The organism is Cutibacterium sp. 37298 (assembly GCF_023838685.1).
Classification (GTDB): domain Bacteria; phylum Actinomycetota; class Actinomycetes; order Propionibacteriales; family Propionibacteriaceae; genus Cutibacterium; species Cutibacterium acnes.
Window position 1 is genome coordinate 435,934 of the sequence record NZ_JAJNRJ010000001.1, and the last position, 17,416, is coordinate 453,349.

17 protein-coding genes and 4 pseudogenes are annotated in these 17,416 nt (G+C 60.5%); 15 read left to right on the plus strand and 6 right to left on the minus strand.

The window, feature by feature from the left end:
• Window positions 1-143 precede the first annotated feature (143 nt).
• Complete coding sequence (locus LRP59_RS12065; protein WP_002531579.1) at window positions 144-419, minus strand: hypothetical protein; 276 nt, start codon at window positions 417-419, stop codon at window positions 144-146.
• Window positions 420-497: 78 nt separating this feature from the next.
• Here LRP59_RS12065 and LRP59_RS02105 point away from each other — a divergent pair.
• Window positions 498-710, plus strand: a pseudogene (locus tag LRP59_RS02105) (carboxypeptidase).
• 307 nt (window positions 711-1,017) lie between these two features.
• Here the strand turns inward: LRP59_RS02105 and LRP59_RS02110 are convergent.
• Complete coding sequence (locus LRP59_RS02110; protein WP_002512737.1) at window positions 1,018-1,359, minus strand: hypothetical protein; 342 nt, start codon at window positions 1,357-1,359, stop codon at window positions 1,018-1,020.
• Window positions 1,360-1,712: 353 nt separating this feature from the next.
• Entirely contained in the window at window positions 1,713-2,357 is a 645-nt protein-coding gene (locus LRP59_RS02115; RefSeq protein ID WP_002512738.1) for an HAD family phosphatase, read from the minus strand.
• Between the two features lie 132 nt (window positions 2,358-2,489).
• On the opposite strand from LRP59_RS02115, the gene LRP59_RS02120 reads away from it, so the two are divergent.
• The gene (locus LRP59_RS02120; RefSeq protein ID WP_002512739.1) at window positions 2,490-3,248 is read left to right on the plus strand and encodes a DeoR/GlpR family DNA-binding transcription regulator; all 759 of its coding nucleotides are present in this window, start codon (window positions 2,490-2,492) and stop codon (window positions 3,246-3,248) included.
• Between the two features lie 140 nt (window positions 3,249-3,388).
• Window positions 3,389-3,820: pseudogene (locus LRP59_RS02125) on the plus strand (hypothetical protein).
• Between the two features lie 44 nt (window positions 3,821-3,864).
• On the opposite strand, the gene LRP59_RS02130 reads toward LRP59_RS02125, so the two are convergent.
• Together LRP59_RS02130 and LRP59_RS02135 are read right to left on the minus strand one after the other, a co-directional pair.
• The gene (locus LRP59_RS02130; protein WP_002512740.1) at window positions 3,865-4,599 is read right to left on the minus strand and encodes a hypothetical protein; all 735 of its coding nucleotides are present in this window, start codon (window positions 4,597-4,599) and stop codon (window positions 3,865-3,867) included.
• A pseudogene (locus LRP59_RS02135) lies at window positions 4,593-5,065 on the minus strand (hypothetical protein). Before LRP59_RS02135 ends, LRP59_RS02130 begins: the two are co-directional and overlap by 7 nt.
• 199 nt (window positions 5,066-5,264) lie before the next feature.
• Between LRP59_RS02135 and hisC the strand changes: the two are divergent.
• A pseudogene (gene hisC, locus LRP59_RS02140) lies at window positions 5,265-6,325 on the plus strand (histidinol-phosphate transaminase).
• Between the two features lie 3 nt (window positions 6,326-6,328).
• Here hisC and LRP59_RS02145 read toward each other — a convergent pair.
• Window positions 6,329-7,207, minus strand: coding sequence for a patatin family protein (locus LRP59_RS02145; protein WP_002512744.1), 879 nt, complete (start codon window positions 7,205-7,207; stop codon window positions 6,329-6,331).
• A gap of 51 nt (window positions 7,208-7,258) precedes the next feature.
• Between LRP59_RS02145 and LRP59_RS02150 the strand changes: the two genes are divergently transcribed.
• The 11 genes from LRP59_RS02150 to LRP59_RS02200 all read left to right on the plus strand — a co-directional run bounded on the left by LRP59_RS02150 (window position 7,259) and on the right by LRP59_RS02200 (window position 17,391).
• Window positions 7,259-7,828 (plus strand): GNAT family N-acetyltransferase, encoded by a 570-nt coding sequence (locus LRP59_RS02150; protein ID WP_252236809.1) that lies wholly within the window; start codon window positions 7,259-7,261, stop codon window positions 7,826-7,828.
• Window positions 7,829-7,841: 13 nt separating this feature from the next.
• Complete coding sequence (locus tag LRP59_RS02155) at window positions 7,842-8,501, plus strand: hypothetical protein (RefSeq protein ID WP_002512746.1); 660 nt, start codon at window positions 7,842-7,844, stop codon at window positions 8,499-8,501.
• A 417-nt stretch (window positions 8,502-8,918) separates the two neighbouring features.
• Window positions 8,919-9,392 (plus strand): SAF domain-containing protein, encoded by a 474-nt coding sequence (locus tag LRP59_RS02160; RefSeq protein WP_002520933.1) that lies wholly within the window; start codon window positions 8,919-8,921, stop codon window positions 9,390-9,392.
• Window positions 9,392-10,210 carry a hypothetical protein gene (locus tag LRP59_RS02165; protein WP_002520934.1) on the plus strand — a complete coding sequence of 273 codons (819 nt, stop codon included), beginning with the start codon at window positions 9,392-9,394 and terminating at the stop codon, window positions 10,208-10,210. The genes LRP59_RS02160 and LRP59_RS02165 overlap by 1 nt, the downstream gene beginning before the upstream one ends.
• A 293-nt stretch (window positions 10,211-10,503) precedes the next feature.
• Window positions 10,504-11,700, plus strand: a complete 1,197-nt coding sequence (locus tag LRP59_RS02170) for a CpaF family protein (protein ID WP_002520935.1) — start codon at window positions 10,504-10,506, stop codon at window positions 11,698-11,700.
• Window positions 11,691-12,572: a type II secretion system F family protein gene (locus LRP59_RS02175; protein ID WP_002533200.1), complete on the plus strand. Its 882-nt coding sequence runs from the start codon at window positions 11,691-11,693 to the stop codon at window positions 12,570-12,572. Before LRP59_RS02170 ends, LRP59_RS02175 begins: the two co-directional genes overlap by 10 nt.
• The gene (locus tag LRP59_RS02180) at window positions 12,565-13,467 is read left to right on the plus strand and encodes a type II secretion system F family protein (RefSeq protein ID WP_002512751.1); all 903 of its coding nucleotides are present in this window, start codon (window positions 12,565-12,567) and stop codon (window positions 13,465-13,467) included. Before LRP59_RS02175 ends, LRP59_RS02180 begins: the two co-directional genes overlap by 8 nt.
• A 69-nt stretch (window positions 13,468-13,536) precedes the next feature.
• On the plus strand, window positions 13,537-13,749 hold the full coding sequence (locus LRP59_RS02185) for a hypothetical protein (RefSeq protein WP_002512752.1): 213 nt from the start codon (window positions 13,537-13,539) through the stop codon (window positions 13,747-13,749).
• Window positions 13,746-14,126 carry a TadE/TadG family type IV pilus assembly protein gene (locus tag LRP59_RS02190; protein ID WP_002520938.1) on the plus strand — a complete coding sequence of 127 codons (381 nt, stop codon included), beginning with the start codon at window positions 13,746-13,748 and terminating at the stop codon, window positions 14,124-14,126. Before LRP59_RS02185 ends, LRP59_RS02190 begins: the two co-directional genes overlap by 4 nt.
• Window positions 14,123-14,632 carry a TadE/TadG family type IV pilus assembly protein gene (locus LRP59_RS02195; RefSeq protein WP_002512754.1) on the plus strand — a complete coding sequence of 170 codons (510 nt, stop codon included), beginning with the start codon at window positions 14,123-14,125 and terminating at the stop codon, window positions 14,630-14,632. The genes LRP59_RS02190 and LRP59_RS02195 overlap by 4 nt, the downstream gene beginning before the upstream one ends.
• Window positions 14,629-17,391: a LysM peptidoglycan-binding domain-containing protein gene (locus LRP59_RS02200; protein ID WP_002512755.1), complete on the plus strand. Its 2,763-nt coding sequence runs from the start codon at window positions 14,629-14,631 to the stop codon at window positions 17,389-17,391. The genes LRP59_RS02195 and LRP59_RS02200 overlap by 4 nt, the downstream gene beginning before the upstream one ends.
• The last annotated feature ends 25 nt before the right edge of the window (window positions 17,392-17,416 follow it).

Genomic DNA, 17,416 nt, shown 5'->3' on the forward strand with positions numbered 1-17,416 from the left:
CTAAGCGGCGCGGTGTTCACCTACGGACTCTTTATCGCTTACTCCGTTGTTTCGGGGTGGGTGCCTCGGTGAACGCTGATCGCGCTGAAGCTTCAGGTACGTATCTGGCCTGTTATTACTTGGGATCGTCCATTGTCGGCTATCTAGTAGGCTTTGTCTTCCACTATTTCGGACGGTTTATCGTGACATTGTAGATAGAGCGAAGTTCTTCTGGCGATGACTTGATCGCTACACTGCTGGACCCATAGCATTTTGGCATCATGTGAGTTGTCCACTACGGCCATTGGCCTCTCGTCAAAAAATTCGTAGAGATAGCGGCACTTTGTCTCTGCGTGTCCAATAAGTGAACACGCATTCACCCTGCGGTCATGTTTAGGCAAGGTGAGAGACCTAACAGGGGGTGAGGAGGCGTGAGCCACATAGTCTTAGACCACCTTGGGAGATGGCGTTGTCGCGTTGCGGCATGAGCTCCATGGCATGCCGGAGCCTGGTCTCAAGTGCCAGCTGCAGCTGAGTTTGTGCTGGCTCTCCAAACGATGGTCGCTCGACGGTTCGATGTCTTCGACCCCGTTGTCGTCACCTCTGGACATGCCACTGTTGCGTCGACTCTGCGTGCTTGCTCTTCGCAGGTCGTTACCGGCTTCTCAAACTCGTCTCGGAGGTAGCTGAGAGAGTAGCCCGTGCCCAGCGTCACTGCCGAGTACATCTAGGTCACGGATTGCTTTCTGTGGGGCATCATGCGTGACCTGGAACAGGGCGACTCGATCTATCGCTCCCGGGTGCTGCACCAGAGACCAGCGAGTTCTAACTGTTTGAACGAGGAACCACCTTCTATTACTGACAGCACAACCCCTCAGGTGATCGCTAGAGATCTCTCTCAGAGGAATGGAGGCCCTGTTTCACGTCGCCTTGACGGGCCCGCTTTCATCAGGACACGACGGTCTCTCGCGAGCAACACGGCCGGGGCTACTGACTCTGCCTGCCACCCACTCCACTGGTCGCATTAAAGTAGTGCGGTCAGATCGCCCGCCCGAACGCGGCCGTGTGGCGGATGCGGGGGCGCATCGCCGTGGTAGTAATTTCGTAGGTACACAGCGCCGCATCGGGGAAGGCCCATGTGATTGGAGCGAGTTGTTGGTGGCTCCAGGTCACGAGATCTTTGGGGTGCTCGATGGGGCCGCGGAAGTGGAGCAGGGACACGTACCAGAGATCTCGGGGGCTGAGGATGCCTTCTCGGTAGGCGTTGGGTCCGAGCTCGTGGCCGAGCGTGTAGGTGCGGAACTCATCGGCGTCCGGGCTGGTGGGATGCAGGAGCGCAAGAACGCCGCCGGGGGTTATTAGGAGGCGCTCAAGTTTCATGAACAAGGGCGCGTGGTGAGCACAAGCTCGGTCAAGCGCGCTCGCGCAACTGACCGCGAATGGATCTTGTGGTGGTACTGGTCGCCGGTTCTCTAGCGCCCGGACGGTGACATGTGCACAGCCCACACCCCCACTGTGCAAGTGGTCTGTCCCGGCGAGGTAGATAGCTTCCTGTGTTAAGGCGGCCAGAACGCTCTCTGCAGGTGGTGGAGGCATCAGGACGATACTCAGTGGCCAGCGTCCCGCCCCGTCATGGACTGGCGGTTCGATGGTGTGGGCGCTGGTGTCTACCGCTCGCTCACCCTGAGTTTGCAAAGTTGTGACGTCCACGGTCTTCTGCTCTCTCGATCAGGCTACTTGGAACGTATCTGGACGAGTAGGCGGTGCAGGTCGACAAGGTCGTGACATACGACGTCGGCATCCCTGCGTCCTCCGACAGCCACGACTACGGTGCCGGCGCTGCGTGCTGCCGCGAGGCCGGACGCAGAGTCCTCCACGACCAACGCTCGGGTTGGCGCGACACCGCAGGAGCGGGCTCCATGGAGGTAACCGTCGGGCGCCGGCTTGCCATGCTCGACGTCCTCGAGGGTGACCAGGAGTGGTGGGTCGATGGTGGCTGCGCCGAGTCGGGCGAGCGCGAGTCGCCGCGGCGCGTTGGTGACGACGCCCCACGGGATGCGGTGGGCGTCGAGCCAGATGAGGAGTTCCCGGCCGCCGACCGCAGGCTTTACGCTGTCGAGCTGTGTGCACTCCTGGTCTAGCTGGGCACTCACCATGCTCTGGAGGGTTTCCGGGGCGATATGGGGCAGGAAATGGGTGATGGTCGCGGCCACGCTCCGGCCATGGCACCAGGCCAGGACATCAGCGGTGGGGATGCTGTTCCGTTCAGCCCAGGCCGACCAGACGGATTCGACGGCTACGGTGGAGTCCAGCAGCGTCCCGTCCATGTCGAAGAGGACTGCCTGGAAGTCGGCCAGTCGTGGATCAGTGCGTGTCATTGTTATCTCCGTCCTGCCCGGCTAACTGGCGGCACACGCTTGCGGTGATGGCCAGGCCCTTGGTGCTGAGGACGGCCCAGATTCGCTGCCATATATGAGCCACGCCACTAGCGTGCATGATTAAATAATCATATGCAACGATTATTTCGCCAGAAAATGATCATCAACTCTCTCGGGACCTCACCGACCTCGGTGGATACACTCGTGGAGCTCACCGGCGCCTCGCCGGCGACGATCCGCCGCGACCTCACCGACCTTGAAGGCCACGGACAGTTGCGCAAGGTACATGGCGGGGCAGTGGCGGTGAACCTGCGCGGCACGCCGATGCCTTACTCCCTGCGGTCGGCCGAGAATGCTGAAAGCAAGACTGCCATAGCTCAGCTGGTCTCCCGCCTCGTGACTGACGACATGTCCGTGATCATCGACAACGGCTCGACCATGGTTGCCGTGGCGCAGGCCCTTCAGGAACGCCCCATTACGGCTTTGTGTCTCTCGTTGCGCGCCGCGCTGCCCCTGGGCGAAGGCGGCGTAGCCACCGTAAGCACGCCGGACGGAACGCTCATGCCCGAAAGCCTGCGCTACGAGGCTGCTTCATGCTTACGCGCGTTAGGTGCGTTCCGGGCCGATGTCGCCATCATCGGCACATGTTCTGCCTCTCCTGCCATGGGCCTGACGGTCACGACACATCAAGACGCCCTGGTGAAACGCGCCATCCTCGCATCCTCGGCCCGGGTTATTCTGGCTGCTACGAGCGACAAGCTTTCACGGACCTCGAGTTTTCGCTTCGGAGGCATCGAAGACATCGACGACTTGGTCACCATGCAAGATGCGCCTCAGGCAACGCTTGACGCCTTCCGGGCCGCCGGAAGCAAGGTCCACGTCACCGACTAACCACCACCGGGAAACGCGCAATTCTCGGCTACTTAGAGGATCTCTTGCAAGATCCGGCTCGGCCACGTCGAGTCTTAGGGGACTAGAACCCTCGCTCCCTATTCGGTCACCCACCCCGGCCGGTCAGGCTCTCACTTGGTCTGCGCGATCCTGGTTCTGCCAGATCGGGAGAGGCTCAAGAGAGGAATGCGCCGCCCAAAGAAGCTATACCCTCTTACGCCCACCATCATCGTGCAACGCAAACGAACTAAGGAGTAGACCGCTCTAGATCCGGTCATAAATGGGGTAGATCCCCGCAAACGCAGCGTCACGATCGAGATCAGGGATGCTCAGGAGACCGTGAGCATGGGCGGCCGGGTTACTACCGTCGCGCCCAGACCACCTTCGTGATTGAGGGGGTATCGATTGTTCAATCGCGTCCTGTTGGGGCGGGGAAACTTTTGTGGAGGCCGGGGGCTCCTTTTCGTTCTCGAGTAGGTCATGCTGCTAGAAGGTTAATAGAGGGTATGACTATTAAAGAGAGTGTTCCTATTCACCGTGTGAAGAGATGTGAGGTACTTGTGATTGTGTAGAGGATTTTCGAGTTCCCTGATTTATATCTGTGTTTGTGATGGGTTTACCAGGGTCGGATTTTTTGTTCATTTGGGGTGGCGTGGATGTGTTGTGGTGGTTGGCCTTGGAGGAGGGTGATGAGGTCAAATAGCCAGCCTAGGGCTGTGATGTCGTCGGGCATGTGCCAGGTGAGGGTTTCTTGGTGGGCTTGGGGTGTGTGTCCTAGCCAGGGGTATTCGAAGTCTGGTGGGAACCAGCGGTTGATGGTGTTTCGTGTGAGTTGAGGGTCGAGGTTGGGGTTTGTGGTGGTGGCGTGCCAGGTGTAGGTGAGGTGGGGAGACATCCACCGGCAGATCTCGTTGCTGAGGGTCCCGATCATATGCATGTGGTCATCGGGGTCTGGATTGAGGAGGTCCCAGTCGTGGGGGTTGAAATAGACGCATTCGACGTCGATGCTTTGGGGGGTGGATAACCCTATGAGTCGGAGGGCGTCGGCGAGGACGAGCATGATTTTCATGCCGGGTCGTCCGATGATGTGGTGTTCAGGGTGGCAGTCTAGGCGTAGGGTGAGGTATTCGGGTTGGCTGGTGTCGGATACGACTACTCCGATGGGTTCTTCTATGAGGTATTCTCGGTTTTCTAGTGGGGGTGGGCTGAAGTAGCCGTGGGATCGAGCTGATTCCATGAGGATGCGTAGTTCATCGGTGTCGGTGAATGCTCCGATGTCATTGGGTGCGAGGTGGAGCGTTGTGCTGATGGCTACGTTGCCGATGATGCATGAGGGTTGTTCTTTTACCATGGTCGGCAGTTTAATTTCACGTCTTGTGAGTTGGGTCGGTTGGGTGTGTCGATGGCGCCAATAATGTCCACATCGACCTGACCATGATACCATGTAGGTGTGTGGCTGCGACAGGATACTGATCCTGAGGCTCGTTTGCCGCCGCCTCCACCGGCATAGACAGTCACCGGATTCTTCTTGCTAGGAATCTTGTTCACTTGGACCCACTGTGACCCCTTTTTGGCCCACAGATAAACCGTAACTCGGGCCTTCATTCCGCTGAAGTTGCCATGATCATCTAGCCACCATCCATGGACATTGACACTTCCAGCATGACTGGATGAATAGTGAGGATTGTCTATTTTCGATATGAAGGGAGCGGCTTTGGATGCGACTTTGGCGGAACCCTGTTCGGGTCTCAAGTCACTGTTGCCACTAGCAGTGGGGATGGAGATGTGGTTGGGGAGGCGGATGCGGTAGCAGGCACTGCTAAGGCAAGCTTCAGCGCCAGCAGGGCTGCAGTGGATTTTTGATACATGAACAACTTATATCACCCGAGGGAGTCGGACGAAGGATCGGGGCCAAGTAAAGCGTGGCTGGTCTGTGCCAGATGTGGTAGAGCATCGCGACAGCGACTGTCGGGGGAGTGTGAAGGAGTCCTAGCGAACGTTGAATGGGAGGATGACGTGAGTCAGGACCGACGTGATGTTGTTCGAGGACTACCGCTCTACAAGCAAGGGGCAAGTCACGGCGAGAACGCTGTGAAGCTGTCATCCAACGAGAATCCTTTCGAACCACTGCCGAGTGTGGTCGAGGCTGTCACTCGTACGCTGCCGAGGTTCAACCGTTACCCGTCGATGAGTGCTGAGGAAGTACGTTCGACCATCGCTGGTCACTTCGGCGTCGACGTGAGCCAGGTGGCGGTGGGGGCTGGATCGACGGAGGTAGCCAGCCAGCTCATGCATGCCTTCGCCGGTGCCGGTGACGAGATCATCTTTCCGTGGCGGTCCTTCGAGGCCTACCCGATCCTCACCAAAGTTGCCGGGGCCACCCCTATCCAGGTGCCGCTGACCGTCGACCTGCGTCATGACCTTGACGCGCCATGGCCGACGCGATCACCGATCTTACCCGCGTGATCTTCCTATGTACCCCCAACAACCCGACCGGAACCGTCTTGCACACCGATGAGGTGGAGGAGTTCTTAGCGAGGGTGCCGGAGGACGTGATCGCCGTCATGGACGAGGCGTATTGCCATTTCAACCGTGGCGCCAGCGCTGTGGACGGGCTCACCCTTCTCGATGACCACCCCAATGTCGTCGTGCTGCGCGCCTTCTCCAAGGCCTATGGGTTGGCTGGGCTGCGGATTGGTTTCGCCATCTCCAACACCGAGATTAGTGACGACCTGCGTCGCGTCGCCACTCCGTTCACGGTGACCTCTCTGGCCCAGCAGGCTGCGATCGCATCGCTGGCAGCCGAGGACGAGCTCAATGAGAGGGTTAACCGGATCGTCGCCGAGCGCATCCGGGTCTTTGACGAATTGACCCGCCAGGGCTGGAAGATCGTGCCGTCCCAGGCGAGCTTTCTCTGGTTGGCCACGGGTGACGACACCGATCGGATCGACGAGGTGATGGTTTCCCACGGCGTTTTCGCACGCTGCTGGAGCGGGGAGGGGATTCGTCTGTCGATCGGGTTGGACGCGGAGAATGACCGAGCAATCGAGGCGCTATCCCAGGCCGTCAAGGGCTGAGGCTCAGACCCCCAGGAAGACCCGCCACTGCGGCAGCTCAGCGTTCGCCTGGGCCATCCCAAGAGCGTAGGCCTGACGTAGCTTTGTGACGTTTCTTTCCTTATTGGTTACGGGCATGACGCGTGGATAGAAGACGTAGGCCTTCCCGTCTGACTCGAGGTCGCGCAACATCTCGCGGGTGGCATTGTACCTGGCCGGTCGAGCGATGATGGCTTCGGCGACGGCAGGACGATGCCTACATAACCGTCTAAGCGTCTGAGGACGTTTCACCTCGTTCTTGATGTAGTCGCGAGGTCGGGTACAGACGACGAAGAACCGGTCGTAGCCGTCGAGTTGAGCGCCGTCGATGGGAATGCCACCTGTATCTCCTAAGGCTCCGTCGACGTACTCGACGCCCTCGATGGTCACCGGCGGCATGAATCCGGGCATGGTTGAGGAGGCCCGTATCCGCACCATGAGGTCGTCCATTGTTTTCATATCCTCGCGAGTGAACCATTCCTGCCCGCCGTCGCTGGTACGAGTCGCGCCGATGCGGAAAGCCTGACTTGACGCGCAGAAGGTGAGGAAATCAAAGGGGAGGGCTTGATGGGGCTCGGCGGTTCGCTGGTAGATGTACTCGCCGTCAAAGTATCCACGCCCTGCCAGCCAGGTACCGAGGTTGCCGAATCGGGGGTCCGCAGCGAAGTCAGTGAAGCTGAGACGGGTGCGTTCAGGATCGCGGGAGATGTAGTTTGCGGTGAGGCTGGACCCAGCGGAGATACCGGAAACGTGCGGGAACTTCCAACCTAGCCCGAGCATCTTGACGATGACGGCGCTGGTGTAGGCGGCACGCATGCCACCTCCCTCAAGGACCAGAGCTGTACCGTCTATAGAAGTCGTCATAGGTCTAGCCTGCCACGTGGTGAGTTGTCTTGGGCAGGCAATAATAAGGGCATGACTCGACCGCGTGACGTCCCCCCCCCTTGTGACGGCCCTGCACAGGTCGGGAAGGTTGAGGTCTGTCCCCTCGTCGAGGAAGACCTGGAATGGTTGTGGCACTGGAACGTCGAGGTCGTCGACCCGCAGTGGAAACAGTGGGATGGTCCCTATTTTGGGCCCGACGACGATCGTAGTTTTGCGGAGTTTGCCGAGGAGTGGCGTTCGGGGCTGATGAGCGGTCACCATGCCGTCGTCACTGTGGACGGGCACCGGGCTGGGTTCGTCTCCCGGTTCGAGGAGCCGCCAGCTGGAGGAGGCTGGTGGGAGGTCGGGATTGTCGTGTTTCGGTCGACCTTATGGGGACGCGGTGTAGGGCGTCGAGCGCTGCGGTTGTGGACCGAGGCGACCTTTGCTACCACCGACGCTCAGGTGGTGACTCTGACTACGTGGAGCGGCAATGGCAGAATGATCCATTGTGCTGGTGCTGTGGGATACCGAGAATGTGGCAGAATTCCGCAGGCACGATCGTGGCAGGGGCGTCGCTGGGATTTGGTGACAATGGCCCTGCTGCGTGACGACTTGTGACGGAGGTGAGGATATGCGCCGCGGCCTGATCACGAGTGTCTTACTGGCGTGTACCCTGGTATCGGGGTGTAGCGTTCTCAAACCTCTGACTGGGCCACAGCCAACCCCGACGGTTTCGGCAAGTAAAATCCCGCAGGGCATTGACGTGCACCCGGCCTGGGCTGTTCCAGTGGCGCGATCAGGTAAAAAGCTGGGGCATTTTGGTGATGACCGTATTCGCATTGAAGTGGACCAAGCGGCAATAGCGAAGGCTCCCGAAGATTCCATCATGGTGAATCCGCAAGATGGCACTCCGGTGGTGAGCAAGGGCTCGTCAATTGTGCTGGTGCGCTACATCGTCACAAATGTGTCAAAGGTGCCAATCAATCTGGGTTTGGGGACGGTGACGATCACCGCACGCTACCCGGACTGGACTTGGCGTCAACCGTTGGTGTCAGTACTGGCCCCCCGGGATGATGCGGCCCACAAAATCGTGACGACCCCATTCGCCCCCGGGACCGCGCGGCCGCCATACGTGCTGGGGCCGGGGGAATCCTTCATGGTCGGGGCGAACTATCCCTACGAGACCGCTGAGCAGCTCGATGTGACGGCCACCGTTGTGGTGTGTGACACCGCCGGAGCAGTGGATCCCGGGTTGGGATGGACTATTACTGGCAAGGTCCATCTGGCGTAGCGGGGTCGAGATTCGGGCGGCCATATCGTGCGAGGAGCGATGGCCCCGAATATCATCCGCCTGATGGCTATCACGGGCGGGTCCTGAACATGTCGAGATACCTCCGTTATCCCCAGGATTGTCCACAGGATTTGCGGGTAGCTGTGGACAGCATGCTGTGTGCGCGTGGCACCTGACACCCCGATTTCGGTGTCCACAGATCTTCTGTGCGTCTCTTGTCGCTGATTTCAGCTGACGCATAGTTTCGCGGCCATGTCCGTGACGGCTACTCCGATATCTGCTCGCGCGACGACGCCATCTCCCCGGCTTCGACGCTCTCCGCGCCTCATCGTCATAGGGGTGCTATGTGCATGCCTAGGCGGCCTGGGGGGAGCTGTTGCCTGGCACCGCGCCTCTCATGCCGACCAAGTTCTTGTCATGACGCGAGCAGTAGGACAGGGAGACATCGTCCGCAATGCCGATATTGGGCTGACTTCAGTGGCCGTCGATCGGGCCGTCGCAACGATCCCAGCTTCCCAACTCGACAAAATCGTTGGCCGTCATGCTCTGGTCGATCTATCACCAGGACAACTTCTCGGGTCTCACTCGGTGGGAGAACTACGGGTGGCACCAGGGCGCGCACGGATAGGTCTCAAACTTGCTGCTGGACGTCTACCCACCGTCTCTCTGCCCGCCGGCGCCCACGTCACCGTGATAGAAACCAGTCCCGACAAGGACACGGGGACTGTTTCTAATCTGTCAACGGCTGACGCTGTGGTCGTCGCGGCACCCAAGGCGACGAATGATCATGGAAGCTGGTTGGTTGATGTCGAGGTCGATTCCGGCAATGCTGCCCGACTAGCCGACCTCGCTTCCCTGGACCGCATCGCCCTGGTCGAAAGGGGTCAGTGATGTCGATCATCCTGTTGACCAGCCCTGGGGGAGCCCCGGGCCTGACAACTACCGCTCTCGGCCTGGCTCTTACCTGGCCGCGAGACATCGTTCTTGTCGACGCCGACCCGTGCCCCGGACACGTGATCGAATCGGGATACCTGACGGGACGCATCCCACCGCGCCCCGGACTCATTGGCTTGGCTACAGCATTCCGTGACGGTGCTGACCCAGTTCAAACGATGTGGGAGGAGACCATCCCGCTTCCCCACGACTCCGGAGACCGGATGGTGAGGTTACTTAGCGGGTACGGGCACCTAGGACAGGCTTCTCTCATGGGAGCAGCGTGGTCGAGCCTCGTCAGTGCCATGATCGAACTTGGTCAGGCAGGGGTTGACGTCATTGTTGACGCAGGCCGGTTGGGGCCGGAAGCCTTGCCTAGCAGTCTCGTCTCCCGCGCATCCCTCATCGGAATCGTGACGGGATCTCGGCTGCGTCAGCTGGCTGGACTGTCTATGAGAGCTGAGGAAGTTGAGGCAATGTCCTCGGCGACCACCGGGACCGTGGGGCTTGTCGTTGTTGGTCCCGGTCGCCCTTACAACTCACGCGAGATCGGTCATCAGTTTGGTCTCCCGGTGTTCGGTGACATCGTCTTTGATGCCCATGCCGCCGCAGTGCTGTCTGACGGGGAACCAGCGGGAAAGCGTTGGTTGCGGGGACGTTATGTCACGAGTATGCAAAGTATGGCGGAGTCAATGCGAGAGCGGATCTGTCGAGCAGATCAAGCCATCACCGGACCTGAAATTCTCAGCACGTCGGCAATGGGAGTGGCGTCATGACGATCGACCATGCAGTAAGTCGATATGCACAGGACGCTCCGGTAGTCTCGCTCGATGACGGGAAGGACCTTGCCGGTGTGCTTTCCCGCATCTCCCCGTCGCCACACGTATCGCCTACAACCGTGTCTCCTCGTCCCAACCCACGTCGTCCCAACCCACGACGACTCGAGGCGAAGGACATTGATTGGCGTACCGTCGTTTCGTTGCGTCGGAAGGCATCTGAACGTATCTCGTCAGAACGGGCGTCCCATCGGGAACGTACCGGCGTCGACCTGAGCGGCGATGATGTACGGATGCTTGGCCGGTCGATCGTGCGGCAGGCTGTCGAGTCCCACGCGGAGAAATTGACGGCTGAGGGGCAAGCCCTGTGGAGCGCGCAGACTAAAGACGCGTACGTCCGCGCGGTCATGGATGCCATCTTTGGGTACGGGCGGCTACAGCCTCTCTTCGAAATCCAAGACGCGGAGAATATTGAAATCAATGGCTGCGACCGGGTCTTTGTGCAGTACGGGGATGGACGACGCGAACCTGGCCCCGTGGTGGCCGACGATGACGCTGAGCTCGTCGAGGCAATTCGGTTCCTCGGTGAGTCGGCTAACCCGCCTCGGCCTTTTGACGACGCTCACCCCACTATGACGGTGGCGTTGGGATCCCAATATCGACTGCACGCTATCGGGTTTGGGCTGTCCTACCGGCCCTCGGTCGTCATTCGCCACCACACCCTGACGAGGGTGACGATCGACGACCTCGTCAATACCGCGATGATGCCCCACCACGTCGGGGTGTTGCTACGTGCGGCCGTCCTGGCGCGTCGGTCCATCGTCATTGCCGGAGACCAGGGTGCGGGCAAGACGACGCTGCTACGGGCTTTAGTTGACGCTATCCCACCCACCGAGCGGTTCGGAACCCTTGAAACTGACTACGAACTGCTCACTCACCTCAACCCAGATCGCGACAATATGGTCGCCTTCCAGGCCACCGTGGGGCTGGGAGAGAAAGTGGACGGGCATTGCCTGGGTGAGTTCACCGTCGCCGATCTTATCCCGGAGGCACTGCGTCAAAACCTCTCGCGTTTGGTGGTGGGCGAGGTCCGTGGCGTCGAGGCGGCTGCCATGTTCGAGGCGATGCAGGCCGGTGCCGGAACGATGAGCACCACCCACTCCCACTCGGCCACCTCGACCATGGATCGGTTGGCTGGACGAGTTGCCATGGGAGGGGTCATGACGATTGAGGAGGCCTATCGGCAGATCGCGCACAACATCACGTTCCTCGTGCACGTCACCCTCGTCGATGACACCTGGCGAGGAGGCACCCGAACTCGTCACATCACCGAAATCCGCCAACTCACCGGGGCGTTAGAGAATGGGCGACCGGTCACCCACCTCACCTATGCTGCGCCAACGCCAACTAGTCCAGGCATGTTCCACCCGGATCCCGCTCTCGTCGCTGAGTTGTCCCACTACGAGCCGGAGGTGACGAGATGGATATGAACACCGCGATTGCCGCACTGCTCGGCGGACTTCTTGTCGGGGGAGTGGTCATGGTAGGCATCGGCATCGCCCCGATTCACCAGTTATCCACAGGGCAATCCACAAGCTTGTGGACAAGAGTGGACAATTGGTTCTTCCGGCTACCCCGCCGTAGTCGCGCTCATGGCCTCACTGGTCTGGGAATCGGTGTCGTGGGTTATGTGGTGACGGGGTGGGCGGTTGTGCTGGTCATCGTGCCAGTCTTGGCGGTCGTCGTCCCTACCTTGTTGACTGATCCACCACGTCATGACCTCGACGTCATGCGTGCCCTGGAACGATGGGTGCGTCTTGTCAGCGGGTCAGCATCGACAGGTAAATCCGTCATTGATGCCATCCGGGCGACTCGTCGTCAAGCCCCCGAACTTCTGATAGAACCACTCACCCGGGTGGTAGCCCGCCTGGATTCGCGGTGGGATACCCGAGCTGCCTTGCAAGGCCTTGCCGATGACCTTGACAGCGCCGACGCTGACCAGGTCATTGCCGCGATTATGATGGCTGCCGAACGTGGCGGGACGGGGGCCACCGGTACCCTTGACGCTCTCGCGGCGTCCCTCCAGGAACGCATCCGAGCAGCTCGAGAAATACGAGTTGAGCGTGCTAAGCCGCGGGTCGTTGTGCGTCAGGTCAGTATCATCATCGGCGTCGTGTTGGCAGGTGCCCTCATCCTTGGCCGGGAATATCTGATTCCGTATCGTACCGGCGTTGGCCAGCTGCTGTTGTGCTGCTACGCAGGTCTTTACCTCGCCGGTTTGATCGCCTTATCCCGGCGTAGCGAGCCGCGACGTCGTGCCCGGATCCTCCTTCGGCGTGCGGGGGAGGCCAACTATGGCTGAGTCCACCGTCATCCTCGCTGCTATCTGTGGGGCTTTGCTGGCATGCGCTCCAGTCTTTGTCATTTCCGGACGACGTAATGCGCCTTTGAGATTGTCCGACGCCTTGGCGGGACTGTCCGATCATGGACGTCAAGACGCCGTCGTCGATCTCGCCGCGGAGGGCGGACGGCTGGAGCGGTGGGGAACGCGAGCAGCAATCCGTTGGCCGCGGGTGGTGAGCGAGCGATCTCGTCGCACTCTCATATTGCAGGGGAGAACCCCTGGTGATCTGGTGATCGAGAAAGCCGTCATGGCTATGGGAGGGATGCTCGTCCCGGCCTTGGTACGGGCTGTGGCTGCTGCCTGCGGGGACACCCTGCCGGTGACTCCAGTTGGTTTGGCGGTGGTTCTTGCTGTCGTCGGATGGTTTATTCCCGACACCCGGATCAGGTCACGGTCTAAAGCAGTGCGTCAGGATGCCGCCGAGGCCGTCTTGGTCTATGTCGATCTCGTCACCCTTGCTCGATTGGCTAACCAGTCAGCTCCGCGGGCCCTCGTCGAGGCGGCGCAGATGAGTGATCACCCTGTCTTGGCGCGCATTCGCATGACGCTGGAGCGCTCCCGGTTGGAGCAGCAGTCCCCATGGGCTGGTCTCGACGGGTTGTCAGATGAACTTGATCTGCCAGAACTTGCCGAACTCGTTGAGGTATTGCGACTCGACGACCAGGGAGCATCTCTCGCCGGAGCACTGCGCGCTCGAGTCCATGAGATGAGGGACGCTCACCTCAATCAGGAGAAGGTCGAGGCCCAGACAGCCTCGGAATCCCTGACGATATGGATGGTCATCCCCGTCCTTGTTTTGGGCTTGGTGCTTATCACCCCACCGCTATTGATCATGGCGGGGGTCGCCTCATGACTACGTTTCGCACCCTCGAATCCCCGACCCGTTGCGGGGTACACGACGTCACCGGAAAGGCCGGTGCGAATGACCAAGGAGGTCGCCATGAAACACATCAATACCGTTGCTTCGGTCGTTCTGCCGATGATCGCAGGGATACCCTCTCTCGTCGAGAAACGCGACGAGAGAGGACTCAGCCAGTCAACCGAAAACGCCATCTTGTTAGTGGGGGCGGTCTCGATAGCGACGGTGGTTGTTACCGTGATCAAGGGCTATGTGTCGTCAAACTTGCCGAAATGAGTCGGGGTCGATCGGAGCATCGACAGTGCCGGGAGCGTGGAGTTTCCGAATCCCTTCAGTGGTCGCTGGTGTGGCCCGTCGTCCTGCTGGTAGTCGTTGCGGTCATTGAGACCGCGGTCGTCCTTCAGGCACGGGCTACCGTCACCGAAGCGGCTCGAGCAGCAGTTCGCATCCAAGCTTTACGAGGTTCGCACACTGGTGAAGCCGAGGCTACCGCGCGCGATGTCGCCCGGACCTCGAAGGTGACCGACGTCACCGTCACGGTGAGTACGACTGATTCTCTCGTCAGAGTCGATGTTGAAGGACGAGCCGCAGCGCTCTTTGGTGCTGCTGTCACGGTGAGAGGGCATGCTGTCGCCGTCGAGGAGGGGACATGATCCGGCCCTTCCATGGGCGAGCGCTGTTGCCTCAAGACCGCATCGACCAGATACGGTATCGACGCTGCAACGCCTGCCAGAACAGACGCCATTGGTGCTGCCGGGGAGCGGTCGCGGTCGAAGCCGCACTTATCTTGCCCGCTCTGCTCATGATTGCCGCGGTGGCCACGGGAAGCTGGCGAATTTCTGAAGTAAAGGCCGACGCTCAATCGGCTGCCCAAGTCGCTGCACGGGCTGGGTCAGTGGCCTCGTCGGTTGGCGAGAGCATTGCGGTTGGGCAGCGCGTTGGTCTGGCTGAGTTGGCTGGCACCAGGTGCAGTAACCCCGCAATTGCTGTGGATTCATCTGACCTTACGCTTCCTGTCGGGTCCGCTGGCACCACATCAGCACGAGTAAGTTGCATCATCAAACTGTCTGACCTTCTCGTCCCGGGAATGCCGGGGTCCTTCCACATCGAGTCGGTGGCCCACTCCACCCTCGACAGCCATCGGGAGCGATACTCATGAAGATCTCACCTGTCCGTGCCCGAATACACGGTGCCCTGGCCGTGGTTGCCCTCCTCCTTCTGGTGGTGGGCTCCCCAGCCGCTCTCGTAGCATGGGGACACCTCGACGCCACCACCGTGTTGCGCCCAGCAGGATGGCTAGCCCCTGATGACGGGTCGATTTTCCTCACCGTTGTGACTGTGATCGGCTGGGCGGCCTGGACCGTATTCTGTGTCTGCGTCGTTGCCGAGGCCGTCGGAATGGCCACCAGCCAGCGTCATCACGTGAGGTTTCCTGGTCTGGGCGCGATCCAGGGGATTGCGGCAGGACTGCTGGTGGCAAGTCTGACTGTCCTGTCCCCGTTGACGCGATCAGCTGTCCCACCCGCTCCGGTGTCGCTAGTGGCTACTGCGGCGGCTGTCCCGCAGCCTGCGCCTGAGGCTCAGGTGGACAGCGACTCTGGGCACGACGAGGACGTCATGACTGTCACAGTTGGCCCGCATGACGACCTGTGGACACTCGCCGAGACCTGGTATGGGGATGGCACTTCGTGGCGACGCATCGTCGCTGCCAACCCTGATGTCGACGTTGATCATCTCGTCGTCGGTCAGCGACTCGCTCTTCCGGGAGCCACAGTGACCATGCCCGCCGGGCACACTGGCGTTGGTCGCCCGATCGATACTGAGCAACTCAACCAGATCGCTCCCCCGTCGGAGATGTCGAAAGTTCGGACCATCACTGTCGAGCAAGGAGACACCCTTAGCGGGATTGCTCAAACACAGTTGGGGGATGCATCGTCCTGGCCAGCAATCTGGCATCTCAACGAGGGGACCATCGCGGACCCCGACCACATCGAGCCAGGTTGGGAACTGGTCTTGCCGGACTCCCCAACTGTGGACATGCGGACATCTGACCAGCACACCGATGAGCAAGGCGGCAAGCGGGAAAAATCGACCCCTGCCGAGACTCCGACCACCGAGAGCACTCCGCCCGTGCTACCTGCGGGGGGTGGCGACACCACGGCCACCGTCAATGAGACGAAAGTTGAACCTCACACGGCTGCCGGGGCGAACCAGGCAATGAGTATGGCTGAGGTCGGGCAAAGCCCGGCCGAGATATTTCGGACCGCATTAGCTGGCCTGAGCTTGTTCCTGGCAGGTGGGGTCGCTGGAACAGTCACAACTCGACGCCGACAGCAGCTTTTCACCCGGCCTCTCGGCAGACGCATACCGCCAGTATCTGGAGAGCCCCGGCGGGCGAAGCGTGTTCTTGACGCCGCCGCAGATCAGCTCGACGAGTCCGCGTCATCGCGGGACACCGCTGCCCTTGCCATGACGCCGACCACCGTCGTGTTGGGAACATGTGACCCTCAGACGCCGGTCGTGGTGGACCTAGCCGATGTTGGCGGGGTATTAGCGGTTAATGCCGCCAGAGACCTGGCTACGGCGATGGTTGCGTCGATCAGCCTGTCCCTTGTTGCGGCGCCGTGGAGCGGCGGAATTGACATCGTAGCGGTGGGTGAGGATCTTGCCTGGCTGGCACATACCGGCAGTGACGATGTCCAACTCGCTGATGAGGACGAGGTTGTTGAGGGCTTAGCTGGTCTTTCCAACGAAGCCAGCGAGTATCCCGGGGCGATTACCAGGGTTGTCCTCTCCTCAAGCCCCCTCAACCTTCCGAGTCTGGCTTCCCTTGCTGCAGCGGGCATCGTCATCGTCATGCCCGGGGTAGGTGGCCAAGAGATTACCGTTACCGACTGTGATCATGCGGAGTTCGACGGTCAGTCGTTTACCCCGCAGATCGTCACCTCTCCGATGCGTCGTGCTGTTGTGGAATTGCTTGAGACTACCGCTCGGTCTGATACGGAGCCCGCTCCGTGGTGGGAGCCGCGGCGAGGCGATGAGGAAGGATCCGATCCTCCTCCGGTGATGGCCAAGCCCTGCGCTGTGCTGCCACCCAGTGATGCCCATCTGACCGTCGAGGAGGAAACCGTGCTGACGTCAACTATGACGAGTGATGTTGCCCACCTACCTGCCACCGGTGGACAGGTGCCGTCGCCCATATTGCGGCTTCTCGGCCCGGTTGACCTGTTGGGGGCTCGGGGAAATCCGCCGACGAAGGCTCGACGTCAATGCTTGGAGTACTGCGCCTGGCTGCTGTGCCATCCAGGAGCTCGCTCGGTGCAGATGGCTGACGCACTCATGGTTGCCGAGCCGACCCGGCGCTCCAATGTCTCCCGGCTACGCCGTTGGCTCGGCACCGATGACGCTGGTCGCGCCTATCTTCCAGAGGGATACGACGGTTCATTGCGTCTCGCAGACGCAGTGACAAGTGACTGGGAAAGGCTCGAGCTGTTGGTTTCTGGGGGAGTGTCGACGGCTCCGCTAGCCAATCTTGTGAGCGCCCTTGACCTCGTCCGTGGGGCTCCTTTGGCTGATGCCGCTCCCGGCCAATGGCACTGGGCCGAGGAATGGCGGATCGACATGATCCAGATGGTTCGCGACATCGGGGTCGAGGTAGCCCGACGAGCTATGGAGATAAGAGACGTTGAGCTGGCATCCCGGGCCCTAGCCAGGGCCACCGTCGCCTGTCCCGAGGACGAGGTGTTGCTAGTGGCCCGCATCAAACTTGCTGACGAGCTCGACGACCGTGGCGAAGTCGAGAGACTGGTCTACGTGCTGTCTCGTCAGGCCCGACGGCTTGGCGTGGACTTGTCAGACGAAACCGTCACCGTTTTGCAGGAGGTGATGGAAGGTCACGCCCGGGCCAGGGTGGTCTGAGGGTATCCACTGTCCACTAGTCGAG

Excerpts from the sequence above, each read along its gene's own strand:
- LRP59_RS02110 (WP_002512737.1), bottom strand. The coding sequence starts at position 1,359 with ATGAAACTTGAGCGCCTCCTAATAACCCCCGGCGGCGTTCTTGCGCTC.
- LRP59_RS02115 (WP_002512738.1), bottom strand. The coding sequence starts at position 2,357 with ATGACACGCACTGATCCACGACTGGCCGACTTCCAGGCAGTCCTCTTC.
- LRP59_RS02120 (WP_002512739.1), top strand. The coding sequence starts at position 2,490 with ATGCAACGATTATTTCGCCAGAAAATGATCATCAACTCTCTCGGGACC.
- LRP59_RS02130 (WP_002512740.1), bottom strand. The coding sequence starts at position 4,599 with ATGGTAAAAGAACAACCCTCATGCATCATCGGCAACGTAGCCATCAGC.
- LRP59_RS02145 (WP_002512744.1), bottom strand. The coding sequence starts at position 7,207 with ATGACGACTTCTATAGACGGTACAGCTCTGGTCCTTGAGGGAGGTGGC.
- LRP59_RS02150 (WP_252236809.1), top strand. The coding sequence starts at position 7,259 with ATGACTCGACCGCGTGACGTCCCCCCCCCTTGTGACGGCCCTGCACAG.
- LRP59_RS02155 (WP_002512746.1), top strand. The coding sequence starts at position 7,842 with ATGCGCCGCGGCCTGATCACGAGTGTCTTACTGGCGTGTACCCTGGTA.
- LRP59_RS02160 (WP_002520933.1), top strand. The coding sequence starts at position 8,919 with ATGACGCGAGCAGTAGGACAGGGAGACATCGTCCGCAATGCCGATATT.
- LRP59_RS02165 (WP_002520934.1), top strand. The coding sequence starts at position 9,392 with ATGTCGATCATCCTGTTGACCAGCCCTGGGGGAGCCCCGGGCCTGACA.
- LRP59_RS02170 (WP_002520935.1), top strand. The coding sequence starts at position 10,504 with ATGCTTGGCCGGTCGATCGTGCGGCAGGCTGTCGAGTCCCACGCGGAG.
- LRP59_RS02175 (WP_002533200.1), top strand. The coding sequence starts at position 11,691 with ATGGATATGAACACCGCGATTGCCGCACTGCTCGGCGGACTTCTTGTC.
- LRP59_RS02180 (WP_002512751.1), top strand. The coding sequence starts at position 12,565 with ATGGCTGAGTCCACCGTCATCCTCGCTGCTATCTGTGGGGCTTTGCTG.
- LRP59_RS02185 (WP_002512752.1), top strand. The coding sequence starts at position 13,537 with ATGACCAAGGAGGTCGCCATGAAACACATCAATACCGTTGCTTCGGTC.
- LRP59_RS02190 (WP_002520938.1), top strand. The coding sequence starts at position 13,746 with ATGAGTCGGGGTCGATCGGAGCATCGACAGTGCCGGGAGCGTGGAGTT.
- LRP59_RS02195 (WP_002512754.1), top strand. The coding sequence starts at position 14,123 with ATGATCCGGCCCTTCCATGGGCGAGCGCTGTTGCCTCAAGACCGCATC.
- LRP59_RS02200 (WP_002512755.1), top strand. The coding sequence starts at position 14,629 with ATGAAGATCTCACCTGTCCGTGCCCGAATACACGGTGCCCTGGCCGTG.